The sequence below is a fragment of the Moorella sp. E308F genome (assembly GCF_006538365.1).
GTDB lineage: Bacteria > Bacillota > DSM-521 > Neomoorellales > Neomoorellaceae > Neomoorella.
Genome location: NZ_BJKN01000002.1, coordinates 207,276 through 225,447, shown reverse-complemented (window position 1 = coordinate 225,447; position 18,172 = coordinate 207,276). Strand labels below are relative to the sequence as shown.

Annotated in this window: 20 protein-coding genes; all 20 read right to left on the bottom strand. The window is 55.5% G+C overall.

Annotation, left to right across the window (positions count from 1 at the left end):
• Nucleotides 1-3 precede the first annotated feature (3 nt).
• The 20 genes from E308F_RS07505 to E308F_RS07415 all read right to left on the bottom strand — a co-directional run bounded on the left by E308F_RS07505 (nucleotide 4) and on the right by E308F_RS07415 (nucleotide 17,959).
• A complete protein-coding gene (locus E308F_RS07505) occupies nucleotides 4-174 on the bottom strand; it encodes a DUF362 domain-containing protein (RefSeq protein WP_054937938.1) in 171 nt (56 codons plus the stop codon).
• Nucleotides 175-192: 18 nt separating this feature from the next.
• Nucleotides 193-402, bottom strand: coding sequence for a PASTA domain-containing protein (locus tag E308F_RS07500; protein ID WP_141264333.1), 210 nt, complete (start codon nucleotides 400-402; stop codon nucleotides 193-195).
• Nucleotides 403-404: 2 nt separating this feature from the next.
• Nucleotides 405-962: a ribosome recycling factor gene (gene frr / locus E308F_RS07495; protein ID WP_141264332.1), complete on the bottom strand. Its 558-nt coding sequence runs from the start codon at nucleotides 960-962 to the stop codon at nucleotides 405-407.
• Nucleotides 962-1,684 (bottom strand): UMP kinase, encoded by a 723-nt coding sequence (pyrH, locus tag E308F_RS07490; RefSeq protein WP_141264331.1) that lies wholly within the window; start codon nucleotides 1,682-1,684, stop codon nucleotides 962-964. Before pyrH ends, frr begins: the two co-directional genes overlap by 1 nt.
• Before the next feature lie 106 nt (nucleotides 1,685-1,790).
• Nucleotides 1,791-2,399: a translation elongation factor Ts gene (gene tsf / locus E308F_RS07485; RefSeq protein ID WP_141264330.1), complete on the bottom strand. Its 609-nt coding sequence runs from the start codon at nucleotides 2,397-2,399 to the stop codon at nucleotides 1,791-1,793.
• A gap of 116 nt (nucleotides 2,400-2,515) precedes the next feature.
• Complete coding sequence (gene rpsB, locus E308F_RS07480; protein ID WP_141265215.1) at nucleotides 2,516-3,214, bottom strand: 30S ribosomal protein S2; 699 nt, start codon at nucleotides 3,212-3,214, stop codon at nucleotides 2,516-2,518.
• A 169-nt stretch (nucleotides 3,215-3,383) separates the two neighbouring features.
• Nucleotides 3,384-4,166: a GTP-sensing pleiotropic transcriptional regulator CodY gene (gene codY / locus E308F_RS07475; protein WP_141264329.1), complete on the bottom strand. Its 783-nt coding sequence runs from the start codon at nucleotides 4,164-4,166 to the stop codon at nucleotides 3,384-3,386.
• 17 nt (nucleotides 4,167-4,183) lie between these two features.
• The gene (hslU, locus tag E308F_RS07470; protein ID WP_141264328.1) at nucleotides 4,184-5,566 is read right to left on the bottom strand and encodes an ATP-dependent protease ATPase subunit HslU; all 1,383 of its coding nucleotides are present in this window, start codon (nucleotides 5,564-5,566) and stop codon (nucleotides 4,184-4,186) included.
• Nucleotides 5,567-5,588: 22 nt separating this feature from the next.
• On the bottom strand, nucleotides 5,589-6,113 hold the full coding sequence (gene hslV, locus E308F_RS07465; RefSeq protein ID WP_141264327.1) for an ATP-dependent protease subunit HslV: 525 nt from the start codon (nucleotides 6,111-6,113) through the stop codon (nucleotides 5,589-5,591).
• Nucleotides 6,114-6,118: 5 nt separating this feature from the next.
• Nucleotides 6,119-7,048, bottom strand: coding sequence for a tyrosine recombinase XerC (gene xerC / locus E308F_RS07460; protein WP_141264326.1), 930 nt, complete (start codon nucleotides 7,046-7,048; stop codon nucleotides 6,119-6,121).
• A 53-nt stretch (nucleotides 7,049-7,101) separates the two neighbouring features.
• The gene (trmFO, locus tag E308F_RS07455) at nucleotides 7,102-8,415 is read right to left on the bottom strand and encodes a methylenetetrahydrofolate--tRNA-(uracil(54)-C(5))-methyltransferase (FADH(2)-oxidizing) TrmFO (protein WP_141264325.1); all 1,314 of its coding nucleotides are present in this window, start codon (nucleotides 8,413-8,415) and stop codon (nucleotides 7,102-7,104) included.
• 21 nt (nucleotides 8,416-8,436) lie between these two features.
• Nucleotides 8,437-10,527, bottom strand: coding sequence for a type I DNA topoisomerase (gene topA / locus E308F_RS07450; RefSeq protein ID WP_141264324.1), 2,091 nt, complete (start codon nucleotides 10,525-10,527; stop codon nucleotides 8,437-8,439).
• Between the two features lie 12 nt (nucleotides 10,528-10,539).
• Nucleotides 10,540-11,625 (bottom strand): DNA-processing protein DprA, encoded by a 1,086-nt coding sequence (gene dprA, locus E308F_RS07445; protein ID WP_141264323.1) that lies wholly within the window; start codon nucleotides 11,623-11,625, stop codon nucleotides 10,540-10,542.
• Between the two features lie 209 nt (nucleotides 11,626-11,834).
• Entirely contained in the window at nucleotides 11,835-12,938 is a 1,104-nt protein-coding gene (locus E308F_RS07440; RefSeq protein WP_141264322.1) for an iron-containing alcohol dehydrogenase family protein, read from the bottom strand.
• Nucleotides 12,939-13,024: 86 nt separating this feature from the next.
• Nucleotides 13,025-13,549, bottom strand: a complete 525-nt coding sequence (locus E308F_RS07435; RefSeq protein WP_141264321.1) for a ferredoxin domain-containing protein — start codon at nucleotides 13,547-13,549, stop codon at nucleotides 13,025-13,027.
• A gap of 89 nt (nucleotides 13,550-13,638) precedes the next feature.
• Nucleotides 13,639-15,180, bottom strand: coding sequence for a YifB family Mg chelatase-like AAA ATPase (locus E308F_RS07430; RefSeq protein ID WP_141264320.1), 1,542 nt, complete (start codon nucleotides 15,178-15,180; stop codon nucleotides 13,639-13,641).
• An 81-nt stretch (nucleotides 15,181-15,261) separates the two neighbouring features.
• On the bottom strand, nucleotides 15,262-15,846 hold the full coding sequence (locus tag E308F_RS07425) for a hypothetical protein (protein ID WP_216364489.1): 585 nt from the start codon (nucleotides 15,844-15,846) through the stop codon (nucleotides 15,262-15,264).
• A gap of 202 nt (nucleotides 15,847-16,048) precedes the next feature.
• Entirely contained in the window at nucleotides 16,049-16,984 is a 936-nt protein-coding gene (locus E308F_RS07420; protein WP_141264319.1) for a TIGR01777 family oxidoreductase, read from the bottom strand.
• 145 nt (nucleotides 16,985-17,129) lie between these two features.
• Nucleotides 17,130-17,261, bottom strand: coding sequence for a hypothetical protein (locus E308F_RS16645; protein WP_256369527.1), 132 nt, complete (start codon nucleotides 17,259-17,261; stop codon nucleotides 17,130-17,132).
• A 179-nt stretch (nucleotides 17,262-17,440) separates the two neighbouring features.
• Nucleotides 17,441-17,959: a CBS domain-containing protein gene (locus E308F_RS07415; RefSeq protein ID WP_253260423.1), complete on the bottom strand. Its 519-nt coding sequence runs from the start codon at nucleotides 17,957-17,959 to the stop codon at nucleotides 17,441-17,443.
• Between the last annotated feature and the right edge of the window lie 213 nt (nucleotides 17,960-18,172).

The window sequence follows — 18,172 nt, the reverse complement described above, 5'->3', positions numbered from 1 at the left end:
ATCCTATTCTTCGACGATGGCCTCATTGGGACAGGCTTCTCGACAGGTACCACAATCAGTGCAGAGTTCCGGGTCAATAACATAGGTGTCTTCGCCTTCGGAAATAGCGCCCTGGGGGCACTCATCTGCACAAACGCCACAGGACAGGCACTCTTCTGTTATCCGATGGGGCATAGGTCCTTACACCTCCTTTCACTGGTGGTTAGTATCTACATAAGCCAGGACCAGGTCAACCTGGCCGGCTCCCACCAGGCGCAAACGCACGACGCGGCCCTCTTCTTCCTCACCCGGTAAAGGGCGAAGGGGACCGGTAAAGGAGTAATTATGCACCTGCCATCCGCTAGCTGCCAAGAGCCTTTTGGCTTCAGCGAGGGTTAAGCCCAGGCAGTCAGGTACGGTCAAAGCTAGACCTCCATAATTTCCGCTTCTTTATTGGCCAGGATCTTATCAATGGTCTGGATGTAATTATCGGTTAGCTTCTGGACCCTGTCCTGGGCCCGCTTGACCTCATCTTCCGAAGCAGCTTTATTTTTCTCCTGAGCTTTTAACTTGTCGTTGGCATCCCGGCGGGCATTGCGGACCAGTACCCGGAATTCCTCAGCCTTCTTACGGACCATTTTGACCAGCTCGGTACGCCGCTCTTCTGTTAACTGAGGAATAACAATGCGAATAACGGTGCCGTCGCTGGCCGGCGTCAACCCCAGGTCCGACTTTAAAATGGCCTTTTCCATTTCCGGCAGGATATTGCGGTCCCAGGGTTGGACGACCAGAAGCCGGGCTTCCGGGGCGGAAACCGTGGCCAGCTGGTTAATGGGGGTGGGTGTACCATAATAGTTAACGGTAACCTTCTCTAGCAGGGCCGGATTGGCCCGTCCCGCCCTGATAGAAGCCATCTCGCGGCGTAAGTTCTCGACTGCCTTTTGCATTCTGCTCTCGGCTTCTTTTAAAATTTCCTCCAGCATCACTCTAACCTCCCGACAAAGGTACCGATGGGTTCACCCATGATTACTTTCAGGATATTGCCTTTTTCTTTTATGCCAAAGACAATAATGGGAATGCGGTTATCCATACACAGGGAAGTAGCGGTTGCGTCCATTACTCCCAGGCCACCGTTCAATACTTCCAGGTAATCGAGATCCTTCAACCTCTTGGCATGGGGGTTTATCTCGGGATCGGAATCATAAACGCCATCAACCCGTTTGGCCATTAAAATAACATCAGCTTCTATCTCGGCCGCCCGCAGGGCTGCGGTAGTATCCGTGGAAAAATAAGGGTTACCTGTCCCGGCAGCAAATATAACTACCCGGCCCTTTTCCAGATGCCTGATGGCCCGGCGGCGGATGTAAGGCTCGGCAATTTGGCGCATTTCAATGGCCGTCTGCACCCGGGTATCCACACCCTGGCTCTCCAGGGCATCTTGCAGGGCTAGGGCGTTAATTACCGTCGCCAGCATACCCATGTAATCGGCCGTGGCGCGGTCCATACCCCTGGCACTACCCTTAACTCCCCGCCAGATATTGCCGCCGCCGACAACTATGGCTACATCCACTCCCAGATCCCTTACTTCTTTTATTTGCGCGGCTATAGAAGTGAGGACTTCCTGGTCGATACCAAAACCCTGGGTGCCGGCCAGGGCTTCCCCGCTAACCTTTAGAACTACCCGTTTAAACTTGGGTTGCCCCATACCTGGTATATACCTCCGTAACTCCTGAATACTTTCTACACGTTCCCGAAAAATCCTCTTCACCCGTGGAAAAAAAGAGCACCGCGGTGCCCTTTTTTTCTGCCCTTTATTCCTCCGCCTTGATACCTTCGCCTACTTCATAGCGGACAAAACGCCGGACAACAATCTTTTCGCCCAGCTTGGCTACGGCCTCGTTGATAAGGTCCTGAATGGTCCGATCCATATCTTTAATAAAAGGCTGCTCCAGGAGGCAATTATCCTGGAAGAATTTTTCCAGGCGGCCGGCAACAATCCTGTCGATTACTTTTTCCGGCTTGCCTTCATTTAACGCCTGGGCCCTTAAGATTTCCTTTTCTTTGGCCAGGACTTCTTCCGGTACATCTTCCCGGGCTATATACTCAGGCCGGGAAGCAGCTACCTGCATGGCCAGGTCGTGGACCAGTTCCTTAAAGGCGTCGGTCTTGGCGACAAAGTCGGTCTCACAGTTGACTTCAATTAAAACGCCTATCCGGCCCCCGCCATGAATATAAGCATGCACCAGGCCTTCACTGGCTATTTTACCGGCCCGTTTGGCTGCAGTGGCCAGACCTTTCTTACGTAAATATTCAATGGCTTGCTCCATGTCGCCGCCCGACTCTTCCAGGGCCTTTTTGCAGTCCATCATTCCTGCTCCCGTCCGGTTCCGCAGCTCTTTGACGTCAGCAGCCGAAATCATAACTTCACTCCTCCACTGTTTACTTTTACTGGCAGGTTACAAACTATAACAGCCAGCCGGGTATTGACAGCACGTATACACTATGTAAGCGTAGGTAAAACCTACGCTCAGTAATATTATTCTCCCACGACTTCTTCCGGTTGATCCTGGCCCTGCAGGCCCTCTAAAACGGCGTCAGCCATTTTACTGGTCAGCAAACGGACGGCTCTGATGGCATCGTCGTTACCGGGAATAACGTAATCTATTTCATCGGGATCGCAGTTGGTATCGACAATGGCCACAATAGGTATACCCAGCCGCCGCCCTTCGGCCACGGCAATTCGCTCTTTGCGCGGGTCGATAATAAAGAGGGCATCAGGCAGGTTCTTCATTTCCTTAATGCCGCCCAGATAACGCTCCAGTTTTTCCTTCTCACTGCGTAAACGGGCTACTTCCTTTTTGGGCAGCACCTCAAAAGTGCCTTCTTCTTCCATCCGCTCCAGCTCTTTTAAGCGCTCGATGCGCCGGCGGATGGTCTGGAAGTTGGTCAGCGTCCCACCCAGCCAGCGTACGTTGACATAAAACATGCCACAGCGCTCGGCTTCTTCTCTGACGGCTTCCTGGGCCTGCTTTTTGGTGCCCACAAAAAGGATTTTGCCCCCGTCGCGGGCCAGGTCCCGGACGAAATTATAGGCTTCTTCAATCTTTTTGACGGTGCGCTGGAGGTCAATGATATAAATCCCGTTGCGCTCCGTAAAAATATACGGTGCCATTTTAGGATTCCAGCGCCGCGTCTGGTGGCCGAAGTGGACACCGGCCTCCAGCAACTGCTTCATGGAAATAATCACTGAACTGCACCTCCTGTAGTTTTAGCCGCCGCTACCTTCATCAGGTCAGGAGGACCTTGGCAAACGGCACTTCTCCTACCTTCCGGTGCGTGTGGAATTAAGCACCAGAGGTTAGTATAGCATAAACCCATGGTGCCCGGCAAGTCATACTCTCAATTTAACGGCGAAGCTTTTCTAACTCCTCCAGCAAGTGATCGTTGAGGATGCGGATATAGGTCCCCTTCATGCCCAGGGACTTGGATTCGATGACGCCGGCACTTTCGAATTTCCGCAGGGCGTTGACGATAACGGAACGGGTTATACCCGCCCGGTCGGCGATCTTACTGGCCACCAGAATACCTTCGTCGCCGTCCAGCTCGGCAAAGATGTGCTCCACGGCCTCCAGTTCGGAGTAAGACAGGGTCGCCAGGGCAACATGGACAGCAGCACGTTTGCGGGCTTCTTCCTCAATTTTGTCGGTTTTGGAACGCAAGATCTCCATACCAACTACGGTGGCACCATATTCGGCCAGGACCAGGTCTTCGTCATCAAAGCGGACGTTAAACTTGGAGAGGACCAGGGTACCCAGGCGCTGGCCGCCGCCGACAATAGGCACGACCGTGGTCAGCTTGTTGTTGAAGACACATTTTTTATCCAGGTCAAAAACGCAGGCGTTGCCTACCTGGCAAAAGTTGGCCTGGGTTTCGTCAATGCGCAGGAGCTGTTCATTGTACTGTTCCGGAAAACGCTCGGACTGGAAGACAATGTCTTCCATAATGTCGCAGGTGAAACCTTCAACAAAGGCATATCCCAGGACGCGGGCATGGCGGCCTACAATGTAAGTGTTGGCTCCCAGGACATCACGCATTACATTGGCCATTTCTTGAAAGTCCACCGGATTACCGGCCGCCCGCTGCAGCAGGCGGTTGATTTTCCTTGACCTTTCCAACAAAGTTTCCATCAACCATCTTCCTTCCCTTAAAGTATATAACTTTGTAAATCGGCATGTTGCATTATGTCGCCCAGCTGTTGCCGGACATAAGTTGCATCGATAACAATCTTGCGTTCCTCCACTTCTGGCGCCCGGAAAAGGAGATCCTGCAAAACCTTTTCCAGGATAGTATGCAGCCGGCGTGCGCCGATATCTTCGCCCTGATTATTTACAGTATAAGCAATATCGGCAATTTCCGCAATAGCATCATCTGAAAAATGCAGTTCTATACCATCTACTGCCAGAAGTGCCGTGTACTGGCGCAACAGGGAATTTCGGGGTTCGGTTAAAATGCGTTTGAAGTCGTCCCGGCTCAAACTTTTAAGTTCTACCCTGATTGGAAACCGCCCCTGGAGCTCAGGGATGAGATCTGAGGGTTTGGCCACATGGAAGGCCCCGGCGGCAATAAAGAGAATATGGTCGGTTTTCACCGGGCCGTACTTGGTCTGGACAGTGGTACCTTCCACAATGGGCAAAATATCGCGCTGGACTCCTTCCCGGGAAACGTCAGGGGCACCCCCTTTTTCCCGCCCGGCTATCTTATCGATCTCATCCAGGAAGATGATCCCATCCTGTTCCACGCGCTGGACAGCTATGGCCGCCACCTCGTCCATATCAATCAGTTTATCGGCCTCCTGCTGGGTGAGGATCCGCCGGGCTTCCGCCACCGTTACCAGGCGCTTGCGCTTGCGCCGGGGGAGCATACTGCCCAGCATATCCTGGAGGTTCATCCCCAGCTCTTCCAGCCCCAGGCCGCCCATAACAAACCCCGGGACGGCATTATCTTCTACTTCCACCTCCACCATCATGTCTTCCAGTTCCTGGCGCTTTAATTTTTCCCTGAAGATGGCTCGCTGTTCGGCGGTATTCTCGTCTTCGGTCGCCATCCCTTCCCCGCCGGCCGATCCCCCACCAAAGAGAACCTCCCACGGGGAACGGCTACCCCTTTCCTTCCCGACCCGGGGGGCGATCAGGTCCAGCAAACGCTTTTCCGCCAGTTTGGCTGCTTTTGCCTCTACTTCAACCCGCTTTTCTATTTTAACCATTCTCACGGCATTTTCTACCAGTTCCCGGATCATGGATTCTACATCACGGCCGACATAACCAACTTCCGTGTAGCGGGTAGCTTCTACCTTTAAGAAAGGCGCCCCTACCAGGCGCGCTAGTCTACGGGCAATCTCGGTTTTGCCTACACCTGTAGGGCCAATCATAATGATATTCTTGGGCAGGACTTCATCGCGTAAATCGGGGCCCAGTTTCTGCCGGCGGTAACGGTTCCTCAGGGCGATGGCCACGCATTTTTTCGCTTCTTCCTGGCCGACAATATAGCGGTCTAACTCGGCTACTATCTGCCGGGGTGTAAGGTCCAAACTTTTCCCCTCCCCTTGGGCATTAGAGTTCTTCTACCACAATATTATTGTTGGTATAGATGCAGATAGAAGCAGCAATCTCCATGGCTTCCCGGACGATGGCACCGGCCTCCAGGTCGGTATGTTTTACTAAGGCCCGGGCTGCCGCCAGGGCATAGGGACCGCCGGAGCCGATGGCGGCGATGCCGTCATCGGGTTCAACTATTTCACCGTTACCTGAAATTACCAAAAGATGATCCCGGTCGGCCACCACCAGCAGGGCTTCCAGGCGCCGTAAAAACCTGTCCGTACGCCATTCTTTCCCCAGCTCTACGGCAGCCCGCTGGAGGTTACCGTGGTATTCCTCCAGTTTGGCCTCAAACTTTTCAAAGAGGGTAAAGGCGTCGGCTACACTGCCGGCAAAGCCGGCCAGGACTTTATTTTGGTATAAACGGCGTACTTTACGGGCTTTATGCTTCATAATGGTATGGCCAAAGGTCACCTGGCCGTCGCCAGCTACGGCCACCTTGCCTTTATGGCGTACGGCTATTACCGTTGTACCTTGCACAGGTTCTACCCCTCACTTCTTTTAGCCCTGGGGTGGGCCTGCTGGTATACTTCTCGTAACCTGGCCTGGCTGAGATGGGTATAGATCTGGGTGGTTGAAAGGTTAACATGACCCAGGAGTTCCTGAACTACCCTAAGATCCGCCCCCCGCTCCAGCATATGGGTGGCAAAACAGTGGCGCAGGGTATGGGGGGAGATACCACTCCTTAATGCCGCCTTCTCGACGTAGTGGTTCAACCGCTCTCGCACGCCCCGCACGGTCAGACGGCCGCCCAGGTGGTTGAGGTACAAAGCTTTTGCTTCCGGCGGGTTGCGACGGGCGGCCAGCGCCGGCCGGCCCCGGGCCAGGTAATCCCGTAAGGCTCTAACAGCCTGGTCACCCAGGGGGACGATCCTTTCCCGCCGTCCCTTGCCCAGAACCCGGGCATAACCGGCCTCCAGGTCAAGGTTTTCCTGGTCCAGGCCGACCAGCTCACTCACCCTTATGCCAGAAGCATACAGGGTTTCCAGCATGGCCCGGTCCCGTAACCCCAGCGGGGTAGCAGCCGGTATGGCCAGTAGTTTTTCCACCTCGGCATAGCTTAAAAAACGTGGTAAACGCTTTTCCCGGCGCGGTCCTGCCAGCAGGGCCGCCGGACTGCTCTCCACCTTTCCCTCCCGGAGCAAGAAGCGATAAAAGGACCGTAAAGCAGCCAGCTTACGGTTCATGCTGCTCTTTTCCCGGCCCAATTGGTTCAGCCATCCTAAAAAACGGCGCACCAGCCAGGTATCAACGTCGCCCGGCCCGGCACCCGGGCCCCGGCGCTCGTACACAAAGGCAGCAAATTGCTCGATGTCGGCCCGGTAGGCGGTAACGGTACAGGGAGAGGCCTGCTTTTCACCTTCCAGGTATAAGATAAACCCTTCCAGCCCTTCTTGAAAGGCAGTACCGATCATACCCTCACTCCCGAACCCTATATATGCTAACATATTCACTTATATAGTGCAAGTCAATTGCCGGAAAATTCACCGAGGCTGAACCATATTTCCAAAGCCCGCTCTGCTAAAGCCCGATTACGCACCTCCCGGGCCTTCACCCGGCGCTCCAGGGGCGGCAGCAGGCCAAAATTAATATGCATGGGCTGCAAGGGGGTATGGGTGGGATCAGTAATATAATGAAGAAGGGCACCGTGGGCCGTAGCCGGCGGCAGGGTAAGGGGTTCCTGGCCCTTGATTAAACGCGCCGCATTGACCCCCGCCACCAGGCCGCTGGCGGCGGACTCAATGTAACCTTCCACGCCGGTTAGCTGGCCGGCCAGGAAAACCTGCGGGTGTTCTTTTAACTGCAGGGTAGGTTTAAGCACCCGGGGCGAATTAATATATGTGTTGCGGTGCATGACGCCAAAACGGACAAACTCCGCCTCTTCCAGGCCGGGGATAAGGCGAAAGACCCGTTCCTGTTCTCCCCACTTGAGGCTCGTCTGGAAACCCACCAGGTTATACAGGGTACCGGCCAGGTTATCCCGCCGCAGCTGCACCACGGCATAGGGCTCCTTCCCGGTAGCCGGGTCTATAAGCCCCACCGGGCGCATGGGGCCGAAGCGCAGGGTATCCGGTCCTCGTCTGGCCATGACTTCCACCGGCATGCACCCTTCAAAAACTACCTCGGGCTCAAATTCATGCCGGGGGTGACGTTCGGCCGTAATTAAGGCCTCGTAAAAGCGCCGGTACTCCTCTTCATTCAAAGGACAGTTGAGGTAGTCTTCCTCCCCCCGCCCGTAGCGGGAGGCCTTGAAAATACGGCTGTAATTTAAAGATTCGGCAGTAACAATGGGTGCCGCCGCATCGTAAAAGTATAGATACTCGGCGCCGGTTAAACCTTTAAGGCTTTCGGCCAGAGCCGGTGAAGTTAACGGTCCGGTGGCAATGATCACCGGGCCCTGTACGGGTATGGCCCGGGCTTCCTCCCGGATAATGGTAATCCGTTCTTCCGCCTCCAGGGCCGCAGTCACCCGGGCGGCAAACTCCTCCCGGTCTACGGCCAGGGCTTTGCCGGCCGGCACGCGGCATTCCTCAGCTACGGCCATAATGAGGGAACGGGCCAGGCGCATCTCCGCCTTTAACAGGCCAGCCGCGTTCTCCAGGGTATCGGCCCGCAAAGAATTGGAGCAGACCAGCTCGGCCAGATAACCGGTACGGTGGGCCGGCGTCATCTTACCCGGCCGCATCTCCCACAGCTCGACTTTAATTCCCCGCCGGGCCGCCTGCCAGGCGGCCTCGCTGCCGGCCAGGCCGCCGCCAATAATGATCAGCTTTTCCGGCAACTTATCGCCTCCGTAAACAAACTATTTAGCCTGCTGGATCTTTTCTTCATAGCCGCATTCCTTGCTGGGGCAAAGCAGGCGTACCCCCTGGCGGGAAGCCTTTTCCACCAGGCGGGTCCCGCAGCGGGGGCAGTTCCGGTTAGTGGGTTTATCCCAGGAAACGTAATTGCACTCCGGGTAGTTCTGGCAGCCGTAAAATTTGCGCCCCCTTTTCGTGCGCCGGGCCACAATTTCTCCCCCGCACCGGGGGCAATTAACACCGATGGTCTCCAGCAAGGGCTTGGTAAAGCGGCACTCGGGAAAGCCGGGACAGGCCAAAAATTTGCCGAAGCGGCCCGTCTTGATAACCAGGTTGCGGCCGCAAAGTTCACATTTTTCTTCGCTGACTTCTTCCGGGAGCTCTATGGTGTCGATTTCCCTTTCGGCTCGTTCCAGGACCCGGCTGAAGGGCTCGTAAAATTCGGCTACTACCTGGCGCCAGGATAATTTTCCGGCTTCAATCTCGTCCAGCTGCTGTTCCATCTGGGCTGTAAATTCGACGTCAATAATATCAGGAAAATGCTCCTTCAGGAGATCCACCACCACCCGGCCCAATTCCGTGGGGATAAACTGTTTTTGCTCCCTGACCACATAACCGCGCTCCAGGATGGTTTCAATGGTCGGGGCATAGGTACTGGGCCGGCCGATACCCAACTCTTCCAACGTTTTCACCAGGGTGGCCTCGGTATAACGCGGCGGCGGTTGGGTAAAGTGCTGTTTGGGTTCCAGGGATTGGAGTTTTAAAACCTCGCCGGTTGCCAGGGCGGGCAGCCTTTGTTCCTGCTCTTTACCTTCACCGTCGCTACCTTCCTGGTAAACCCGTAAGTATCCCGGAAACTTAACTACCGAACCGGTAGCGCGGAAAAGGCAAGGACCGGCGCTAATTTTCACTGTCATGGTATCCATTACGGCAGCCTGCATCTGGCTGGCCACAAAGCGCTCCCAGATTAGATTGTAGAGGCGGAACTGGTCCCGGGTCAGGACATTTTTCAAGGCTTCTGGTTCCCGCCAGACGGAAGTGGGCCGGATGGCTTCGTGGGCATCCTGGATATCCTTACGGCCTTTAAACTGCCTTAAGTCCTCCGGGACATACTCGGGGCCAAAGCGCTCCATGAGAAAGTCCCGGGCTTCCAGCTGGGCGACGCTGGCAATACGGGTGGAATCGGTACGGATATAGGTTATCAGGCCGACAGGACCTTCACTGCCACCCAGGTCAATCCCCTCGTAGAGCTGCTGGGCCACCTGCATGGTTCGCCTGGCGGTGAAATTCAGTTTGCGAGAAGCCTCCTGCTGCAGGGTACTGGTGGTGAAGGGAGGCGCCGGGTTCTTGCGCCGTTCCCGCTGCTTGACCTCAGTTACGACATAGCTAGCCCCTTCCAGGGCTGCCAGGATGGCCTGCATTTCGCCTTCATTTTTAATCTTCGGCTCCTCACCGGCATACTTAAAGAGTTTCGCTGGGAAAGCCTCGCCGTCACCGCCGGCCAGCAACCAGGCTGTCAGGCTCCAGTATTCTTCCGGCTGGAAGGCTTCGATTTCCCTTTCCCGGTCGACAATCAAGCGCACGGCTACCGACTGCACCCGGCCGGCACTTAAACCTTTACGTACCTTGCGCCACAGGAGGGGGCTCAAACGGTACCCCACGACACGGTCCAGCACCCGCCGGGCCTGCTGGGCATCGACCCGGTTTTGATCAATCTCCCGGGGCTTTTTTATAGCTTCCTGGACGGCGTTGCGAGTTATCTCGTTGAACTCGATGCGTACAGGCCCGGGAGGCAGCTCAAGAAGATGCTGCAGGTGCCAGGCAATGGCCTCCCCTTCCCGGTCCGGGTCCGTAGCCAGTAAAACGCGCTGGGATTTCTGCGCAGCGGCCCGCAGTTCCTTGACAATCGCCCCTTTACCCCGGATGGTGATATAGTGGGGCTCAAAACCGTGCTCGACGTCGACGCCAAACTGGCTCTTGGGTAAATCGCGGATATGCCCCATGGATGATTTAATGGTATAGTTCCGCCCCAGGAATTTGCCAATGGTCTTGGCCTTGGCCGGCGATTCCACGATAACCAGCGTATGGGCCAAAAATTTTCCCCCCTAACAGCGCAGGTAAAAACCTCCCGGCAACCGCCGGATTAATTTTCTTATCTCCAGCTGAAGCAGGGCGGTATTCACTTCCCCCGGCGGCAGGCCGGTTGTGGCCATAATGGTATCCAGGTGAACAGGCATAACGCTGAGGGCAGCCATAACCTTTTCCTCGGCGGCCGACAGGGCCACCTCCACCCGGCTTTCCTGCGGGGACAAGGTCCACAGGGATTGGTGCTCATATTCGGCCAGAATATCGGCCACCCCGGTCACCACCCTGGCCCCCTGTTTAATTAATTCATTGGGACCCTGGCTGTAACGGTTGGTGATAGGCCCCGGTACTGCAAAGACGTCGCGGTTCTGCTCCAGGGCCAGGTCAGCTGTAATCAGAGCGCCGCTTTTGGCTGCAGCCTCGACGACCACTGTACCGCTCGTCAGGCCGCTGATAATGCGGTTACGGGCCGGGAAATGGCCGGCCTCCGGCGGCGTACCCGGGGGAAACTCGGAAAGGATGGCCCCATGGTCCATTACCTGATGGTAAAGCTCCCGGTGTTCCGGAGGATAAATAACGTCTACCCCACAACCCAGAATGCCCCAGGTGAGACCGTTCCCCCGGATGGCTCCCCGGTGGGCGGCAGCATCTATGCCCCGGGCCAGGCCGCTGACAACCCCGACGCCGGCGGCGGCAAGACCCGCAGCGAGATCGGCTGCCACTTTAAGACCATAGGCCGTCGCCCGGCGGGTACCGACGATGGCTATTTTCAGGCCTTCCCCCGGCAGCTGGCTGCCCCGCCAGTAGAGGACGGGCGGCGGATCATAAATGCGCTTGAGCTCCAGGGGGTAGGCTGCATCCTCCAGGATCAGGACTCTTATCCCGGCAGTATCTAGTTTAGCCATAATTTTTTCCGGTGTTACCTGGCGGCGCCACTTAATCAAGCCGGTTGCTGCTTTACCCAGACCTTCTACGGCCAGAAGCTCTTTATCCGGTGCCTCCCAGGCAGCGCGGGGGCTGCCGAAAATTTTAACCAGCTGGAGGAACCGGCGAGCTCCCAGGCCCGGCGTCTGCTGGAGGGCTACCCAGAACGGTTTTTCTTCCATGGTTTCTCCCCTGCTTAGTAGTTGTAACAGTTACCTTTCGCGGTCTGGGTGAAATTTCCTGCTACTAGCAGTTTAAGTTACCTGGTTTTTTAAAAGCATATCTATTCTTTACCGTCCCGTCAAGACTGAATTAAAAAAGTCCCCCTGGAGGGACATGAGAGGTGCGGCAGGCCTAAAGGTATGGGAACCCGGAGCCGGGTTCTTGAATACTAGCCCAGGCTCCGGTATAAAATATTGCCTAAATCGGCAGCAGTCGCCTGGCGGGCCGTCCAGGCCAGGCTGCTCGCGTTGGCTGCTGCCAGAGAGGCCATCCTATCCAGCTCTTTAGCTGGAAATTTGGCCAGGGGGGGTAATAAGTGCCGGATCAGTTCCCGAACTTCCTCTATGGAAGCCATCCCCAGGGCCTTAAGGAGATTGTTAACTTTAACCGGTTCTGCCGGCTGGATAAATTCCAGGTAGGCCGCCAACAAATAGCCGTTGGCGCGGCCGTGGGGTATGTCATGGCTGTAGGTTAAAGGATAACCCAGGGTATGGAGGATAGTCGTCCGGGTCTGGGCAATGACCATGCCTCCCAGGGTGGCGGCATACATGAGATCCCGCCTGGCTGCCGGGAGCAAGTTTCCGGCCAGCAGAGCCTCCTTTTGCCCGGCAAAAAGGCGCACGGCTTCCAGGGCCAGGGTGTCGCTTAAAGGGTTGGAGCGCCTGGACAGGTAACCTTCGATGGCATGGGTCAGGGTATCCAGGGCGGTATCTATGGTAATATCACGGGGTAAAGTATAGGTATAGCGGGGGTCCACCAGGGCCACCAGGGGGAAGCAGCGGTCGTCGCTGAAACCCTTTTTTATTTCCTTAGCCGGTAAAGTAAAAACGGCATGCTGGGTAACCTCGCTGCCGGTACCGGCGGTAGTCGGTACTGCTGCCAGCGGCAGCGGGGGCTCCGGCAGGTCGGCCTCGTAAAGCCGGGCTGCCGCTGCTTTGTTGGGTACCAGGAGAGCCACGGCCTTGGCCGTGTCCAGGGGGGACCCGCCGCCAATGCCAATGACCAGGTCAACCCCCTCCCGGCGGGCCAGGTCAACAGCTTGAGCTACTGTCTCCAGGGTCGGGTTGGCCGGTACCTCGTTGAAAACAACCCAGCTTAACCCCAACTTTTTAGCCAGGACTTCAAAATCAGCCAGGGCACCGCTGGCAACGGCGCTTTTGCGACCCGTAACTACGAGGGCCCGTCGGCCCAGCCGGCCGAGATAATCGCCATACTCGTTTAATACCCCTTCGCCAAAAAATACCCGGGTAGGCAGGTAAAAGCGGAAGGTCATTTTAATCGCCTCCACAAAGCTCTTTTAATGAATGGGCGCCCAGGGGAGGGCCCTGGGCGTCATTAGGTTAACACGTTTGAAATAACCTAGCGGTCAAAATAAATGTTTTTCCCGGTAGCGGCGATGGGGATACCGGCAATAACGTCGGCATCCATAAGGCCTATCTTTCTGGCTACGACACCAATACGGTACATAATGCGGTTGTCGGCGTTGAGCATTCCCGCCATCTTGGCGGCTGAACCCAGGGCTATCCCCAGGTCCATTAACCGCCAGGCGCAGATCGGCCCGGCAAACTCGGGACCATCATGGATCTTTTCCAGGTCGGCACAGCGGGGAACTCCGCAGGCACCGCAATCCAGGCCGGTTTTAGCAGCATTTTTCAGCCCTACCAGAAGAACGGCATCCGAGCGGCGGACATTATCGCCATCACGGTCAAAGTTCTTTTTCCCGCTCTCCTGGCCATAGCGGACCATAGCCGCGGCCAGCTGCTCCAGGGCTTCCCCCTGGAGGATTTTCAACTCAATAAAGTCTTTGCCGGCGGCCTTGGGCGCCGTCCTGGCGGCAATGGCCATCAGCTCGGCGATTAAACCCATGGCTTGAAATTCAGGCATGCAGGTTCTCCTCCTTTTTATGTTTGAGGCGGGCAGGTAACTCCTGGTTTCACACCAGATAACATGCCCTACCTTAAATAACTTTATAACTAAGCACCCTGTTTCTCCTCCCCCCAGTCCAGGCTGCGGTACTGGATAGCCTCGGCTAGGTGGGCGGCAGCAATTAACTCCGACCCTTCCAGGTCGGCTATGGTCCGGGCCACCTTGAGCAAGCGGTCATGGGCCCGCATGGAGAGGCCCAGCTTGTTAAAGGCATCGCGCAATAGGGTGCGCGCCTGGGGGTCCAGGCGGCAGAATTGATGTACCTGGCGGGAGGACATGGCTGCATTGCAGGTAACGCCTGTACCTTTAAATCTCTCCAGCTGCCTCTGGCGTGCAGTTCGCACCCGCTCCCTAACCACAGCCGAATTTTCCCTGGCGGTCCCGGCCTCAACTTCGCTATAAGTCAGGCGGGGAACTTCCAGGTGCAGGTCTATCCGGTCCAGTAAAGGCCCGGATAACCTTTTCCGGTACTGGACAACCTGGTGGGGGGTGCACAGGCATTCTTTAACCCCATCGCCGTAATATCCGCAGGGACAGGGATTCATACTACCGATTAGAAGGAAATCGGCGGGATAGGTAATGGCGGCCGCCACCCGGGACACGGTGACGACCCGGTCTTCCAGCGGCTGGCGCAGGGCCTCCAGGACGTCACGGCGGTATTCGGCCATTTCATCCAGGAAAAGCACGCCGTGGGTGGCCAGGCTGACCTCTCCCGGTTTGGGAATCCGGCCGCCGCCGATGATGCTGGCCGTCGAGGCTGTATGGTGGGGTGTGCGGAAGGGGCGTTCCGTTATCAGCCCCTGGCCGGGAGCCAGCAATCCGGCGACGCTGTAAATTTTGGTTACGGTAAGGGCCTCTTCATAGGTGAGGGGCGGCAGGATCGAAGGCAGGCTCCGGGCCAGCATGGTTTTCCCCGCCCCGGGACTGCCGATAAGGAGAATATTATGGCCCCCGGCAGCTGCTATTTCCAGCCCCCTTTTGGCAGCTATCTGGCCTTTGATATCGGCCAAGTCCACCCCATTAAAAACCGGGGGTGGGCTATCACCTGTTGCCGGTTTAACTTCCGGTAGCTCCTCATCACCGCGCCAGTAAGCCACCACCTGGGCCAGGCTTTCTGCCGCCAGCACCTTTAACCTGGAGGCCAGGGCGGCTTCATTGGCATTGGCCGCCGGAACAATAAAGGTGGCCCCCGGCTGAAACTCTTGCAGGGCCAAGGCCATGGGCAAAACCCCGGGAATAGGCTGGAGGCTCCCTTCCAGGGAAAGCTCGCCCACAGCATAGATGGCCGCCGCCGGCCCGCTGCCAAGTTCTTCCGCAGCCATCAGGATACCCAGGGCAATAGGCAGGTCATAGATGGGACCCTCTTTTTTAATATCACCAGGGGCCAGGTTAACGATTATCCGGCGTAAAGGAAAGTCAAAGCCGGAGTTTTTAATTGCCGCCCGCACCCGTTCCCGCGCCTCTTTCACGGAGGGGTCCGGCAGGCCTACTATATCAAAAACCGGAAGCCCGCTGCTGATGTCCACCTCTACCCTGACCCCGTGCCCCTCCAGACCCACGAGAACGACGGAATTGACAATGGCTAGCATGGTTAACCCCCCGGTGGTTTTCTCCCCAACTTTTGCTATTCGCCAACAGAACAGGAGTTCCTGCTAAGGTGGGGAAAAAGACTAATCATAAATTACTTCAAGGTCTTTGTCTTTGATACGAATATCGGCCTTTCGCAAAAGTTCGTTAGTATAATCTTCCCAGCGATTTTCCACCATGTACCGGAACTCATCCCCGCGGATTTCCGGGTGTTTATTGCCCCAATCCGCTTTAAACTTTTCCCGTAAACGGCTAATGGGCATTGTCCGCATGAGCCTTTGCACCCGGTATTCTGTTAGCGCTTCCGGACTGGTAAAGCCCATCAATTCCATGAACCTCTTTTCAACCTCTTGCAGCCTTTCTATCTCTTCCTTGGTTTTTGCATCTTTAAGCGCCTCTTTTAGGGTTTCCCGGGAAAGGGTCTCTATTTCCTGGTAACGCTGCCGGGCCTCGTCTATAGAAACTTTATATCCCTCTTTAACCGCTTCCTGGTACAGAACCTCTTCCCGCACCAGCCGGTTAAAAGCCTCATTCTTCTCCCCTGTCATTTCGCTTTGACGTTTTGCCCGCAGGTAGTAACGCTTTTCTTCTGGCGACATCTCGGACCAGTCCCGTCCGGAATTCTTTAGAAACTCGTCTATAGAAACAGTTCCTGATTGAATCCTCATTTCAGCCGTGAATTGCATACTAAGCATTTCTTTTTCCAGGGATTCCTTACTTATTGGTTGACCATTTACAATGGCTACTGCCTCCCCAATTTCTTTTGGCGATGGAGACGATCGGGCGCAGGCTGTAAAGGCGAGGATTGGTAGCAGGGTCATTATAATTAATGTTTTCCTCAACAGTAGCCTTCTTTCGCCGGTGTCCACCTTATCCCCTTCTTTCATAGCGTGAGGATATGAGTAAATCTTCCAGGGCCCCTGCTAACTCGGGATAGCGAAACTGGTAACCCTCCTGCAAAGCCCGGGCCGGGAGCACCCGCTGGCCGGTAAGCAGAAGAGCGGCCATTTCCCCTAAGGCCATTTTCAGCACCCATGCCGGTACTCGCAAACTGGAAGGCCGCTGCAGCACTCTTCCCAGAACCGAGGCAAATTCCTCCATCCGTACCGGCTGGGGTGCGGTAAGATTTAGCGGTCCAGCCACGCTTGTATGCTCGAGGGCCAGTTGGATGATCCCTACAGCATCAACAATGTGAATCCAGGAAACCCATTGCCGGCCGCTGCCCAACGGCCCGCCTAAAAACAAACGAAAAGGGGTAACCATACGCGGCAGGGTTCCTCCTTCCCTGCTCAGGACAATACCGGTGCGTATAGTTACTACCCTCACCCCCAATTCCCCGGCCCGGTTGGCTTCTTGCTCCCAAGCCCGGCAGACTTTAGCTAAAAAATCGTTTCCCGGTGACGATGCTTCGGTCAGTTCTTCGTCACCGCAGGGGCCGTAATAACCGATTGCCGACCCGCTAATGAACACCCGGGGAGGCTTACTCAATCCTTGAAAGCCCTCTACCAATGCCCGGGTTATACCCACACGGCTTTGCATAATAAGCTGTTTTCGCGAAGCAGTCCAGCGCCCGACGCCGATATTCTCCCCGGCCAGGTTGATAACCGCTTCTACACCTTCCAGTGCCTCCAAAGGTACCCCTTCCGCGCCGGGCTGCCACTGGATAAGCTGAATCCCGGAGGGTAACCTACCCCTCGCTTTTGAGGCGTTACGTGAAAGAACTATTAGATCATATCCTGCGTGGAAGAGTGTTGTACAAAGGGAACGTCCTATAAGGCCTGTACCGCCGGTGATTAATATTTTCAAAGCCGACCCACCTTTATTAAGTTATGGCGCTTCTGTAATGCTAAAAGGTTCCCGATCACGGTCGGGTATAATTTTTACACCAGAGGCACCCTCAGGTTCCCCGGTTATCATAACGGCAACCCCAGACATCTCGATAGCTGCCGGACTATGCTCCTCCACCGGGCTCCGCCGGAGTAACGGCCAGGAGGTACATCCCCAGGAATCCCTGACCGGCACTTCCACCGTTATATGATTTCAACTTACCAGCATCTACTATTTTCGTTAATATGGTAGTCATGACGCTTTTTGATGGTTACGCCACGAAAACAGAAAATCCCGCGTAAACCGGGATTGATTTATTGGCTACCTCTGTCAATATTATAGCCGGGCACTCCAATCCAGGTTGAGTTATTGCTCCTGCTAAAGAATAAATTTTTGGCCGCCACACCACCGTCTGCTAAATTAATTTCTGCTTCTCTACTCTGTATCGGTCTGTAATCTATTTACCTGCCAGGCTACAGCCTTGACGATGTCATAACGGCGGACCAGTCCTACTAAAAAGTTTCCCCGTACTACAGGTATTTGTTTGATTTTATGTTCGGCCATCAGCCGGGCGATTTCAAGTATCTCCGTATCCTCTCCTACCGTTATAACCTGTTTGGTCATGAGGTCTTTTACCTTCATTGTCGACAGGGCCTCCGCTTTGACGGCCAGATCGACTTCGTCCCCGGCCGCCCATATAAAATTAAAAAAGTCTACCACCAACGGACGACGGCGCCTTACGGCGGCCATAATGTCGCCGTCGGTAATAATGCCTTTGACGGTATTTTTCTCGTCGACTACCACCGCGCTGGTGACGTTCCTTTCAACGAAGAGGCCCACCACGTCGGTCACCACATCGTCCGGGCGCACGACCGCCACGTCTTTAACCATTATTTCCTCAGCCCTGACCATAACGTAGACCTGGTTCAAAAAACCTAACAATTCTTGACACATTATGTCAATCCTTATTAGGCGGCCTCCCCATGACCAGGCTTTTCGCTCCTTTCGGATTTGATTTGCCTGCCCCTGGGAGCAAGCTTCGCGACAGGGAGACCTCGGCCCCGGGAGTCTCACCCGGACGGGAGAACGGCACTTCACGGGCGCAAGGCGCGGCCTTAAGGAGAACCGTAAAAGTTCCCGCCTTGCGTCGACCGTCAAGCGGTCCAG

Excerpts from the sequence above, each read along its gene's own strand:
- E308F_RS07415 (WP_253260423.1), bottom strand. The coding sequence starts at position 17,959 with ATGTGTCAAGAATTGTTAGGTTTTTTGAACCAGGTCTACGTTATGGTC.
- E308F_RS07435 (WP_141264321.1), bottom strand. The coding sequence starts at position 13,549 with ATGCCTGAATTTCAAGCCATGGGTTTAATCGCCGAGCTGATGGCCATT.
- E308F_RS07440 (WP_141264322.1), bottom strand. The coding sequence starts at position 12,938 with ATGACCTTCCGCTTTTACCTGCCTACCCGGGTATTTTTTGGCGAAGGG.
- E308F_RS07505 (WP_054937938.1), bottom strand. The coding sequence starts at position 174 with ATGCCCCATCGGATAACAGAAGAGTGCCTGTCCTGTGGCGTTTGTGCA.
- frr (WP_141264332.1), bottom strand. The coding sequence starts at position 962 with ATGCTGGAGGAAATTTTAAAAGAAGCCGAGAGCAGAATGCAAAAGGCA.
- rpsB (WP_141265215.1), bottom strand. The coding sequence starts at position 3,214 with ATGAAGCAGTTGCTGGAGGCCGGTGTCCACTTCGGCCACCAGACGCGG.
- pyrH (WP_141264331.1), bottom strand. The coding sequence starts at position 1,684 with ATGGGGCAACCCAAGTTTAAACGGGTAGTTCTAAAGGTTAGCGGGGAA.
- E308F_RS07425 (WP_216364489.1), bottom strand. The coding sequence starts at position 15,846 with ATGAGGATTCAATCAGGAACTGTTTCTATAGACGAGTTTCTAAAGAAT.
- tsf (WP_141264330.1), bottom strand. The coding sequence starts at position 2,399 with ATGATTTCGGCTGCTGACGTCAAAGAGCTGCGGAACCGGACGGGAGCA.
- codY (WP_141264329.1), bottom strand. The coding sequence starts at position 4,166 with ATGGAAACTTTGTTGGAAAGGTCAAGGAAAATCAACCGCCTGCTGCAG.
- xerC (WP_141264326.1), bottom strand. The coding sequence starts at position 7,048 with ATGATCGGTACTGCCTTTCAAGAAGGGCTGGAAGGGTTTATCTTATAC.
- dprA (WP_141264323.1), bottom strand. The coding sequence starts at position 11,625 with ATGGAAGAAAAACCGTTCTGGGTAGCCCTCCAGCAGACGCCGGGCCTG.
- E308F_RS07430 (WP_141264320.1), bottom strand. The coding sequence starts at position 15,180 with ATGCTAGCCATTGTCAATTCCGTCGTTCTCGTGGGTCTGGAGGGGCAC.
- E308F_RS16645 (WP_256369527.1), bottom strand. The coding sequence starts at position 17,261 with ATGACTACCATATTAACGAAAATAGTAGATGCTGGTAAGTTGAAATCA.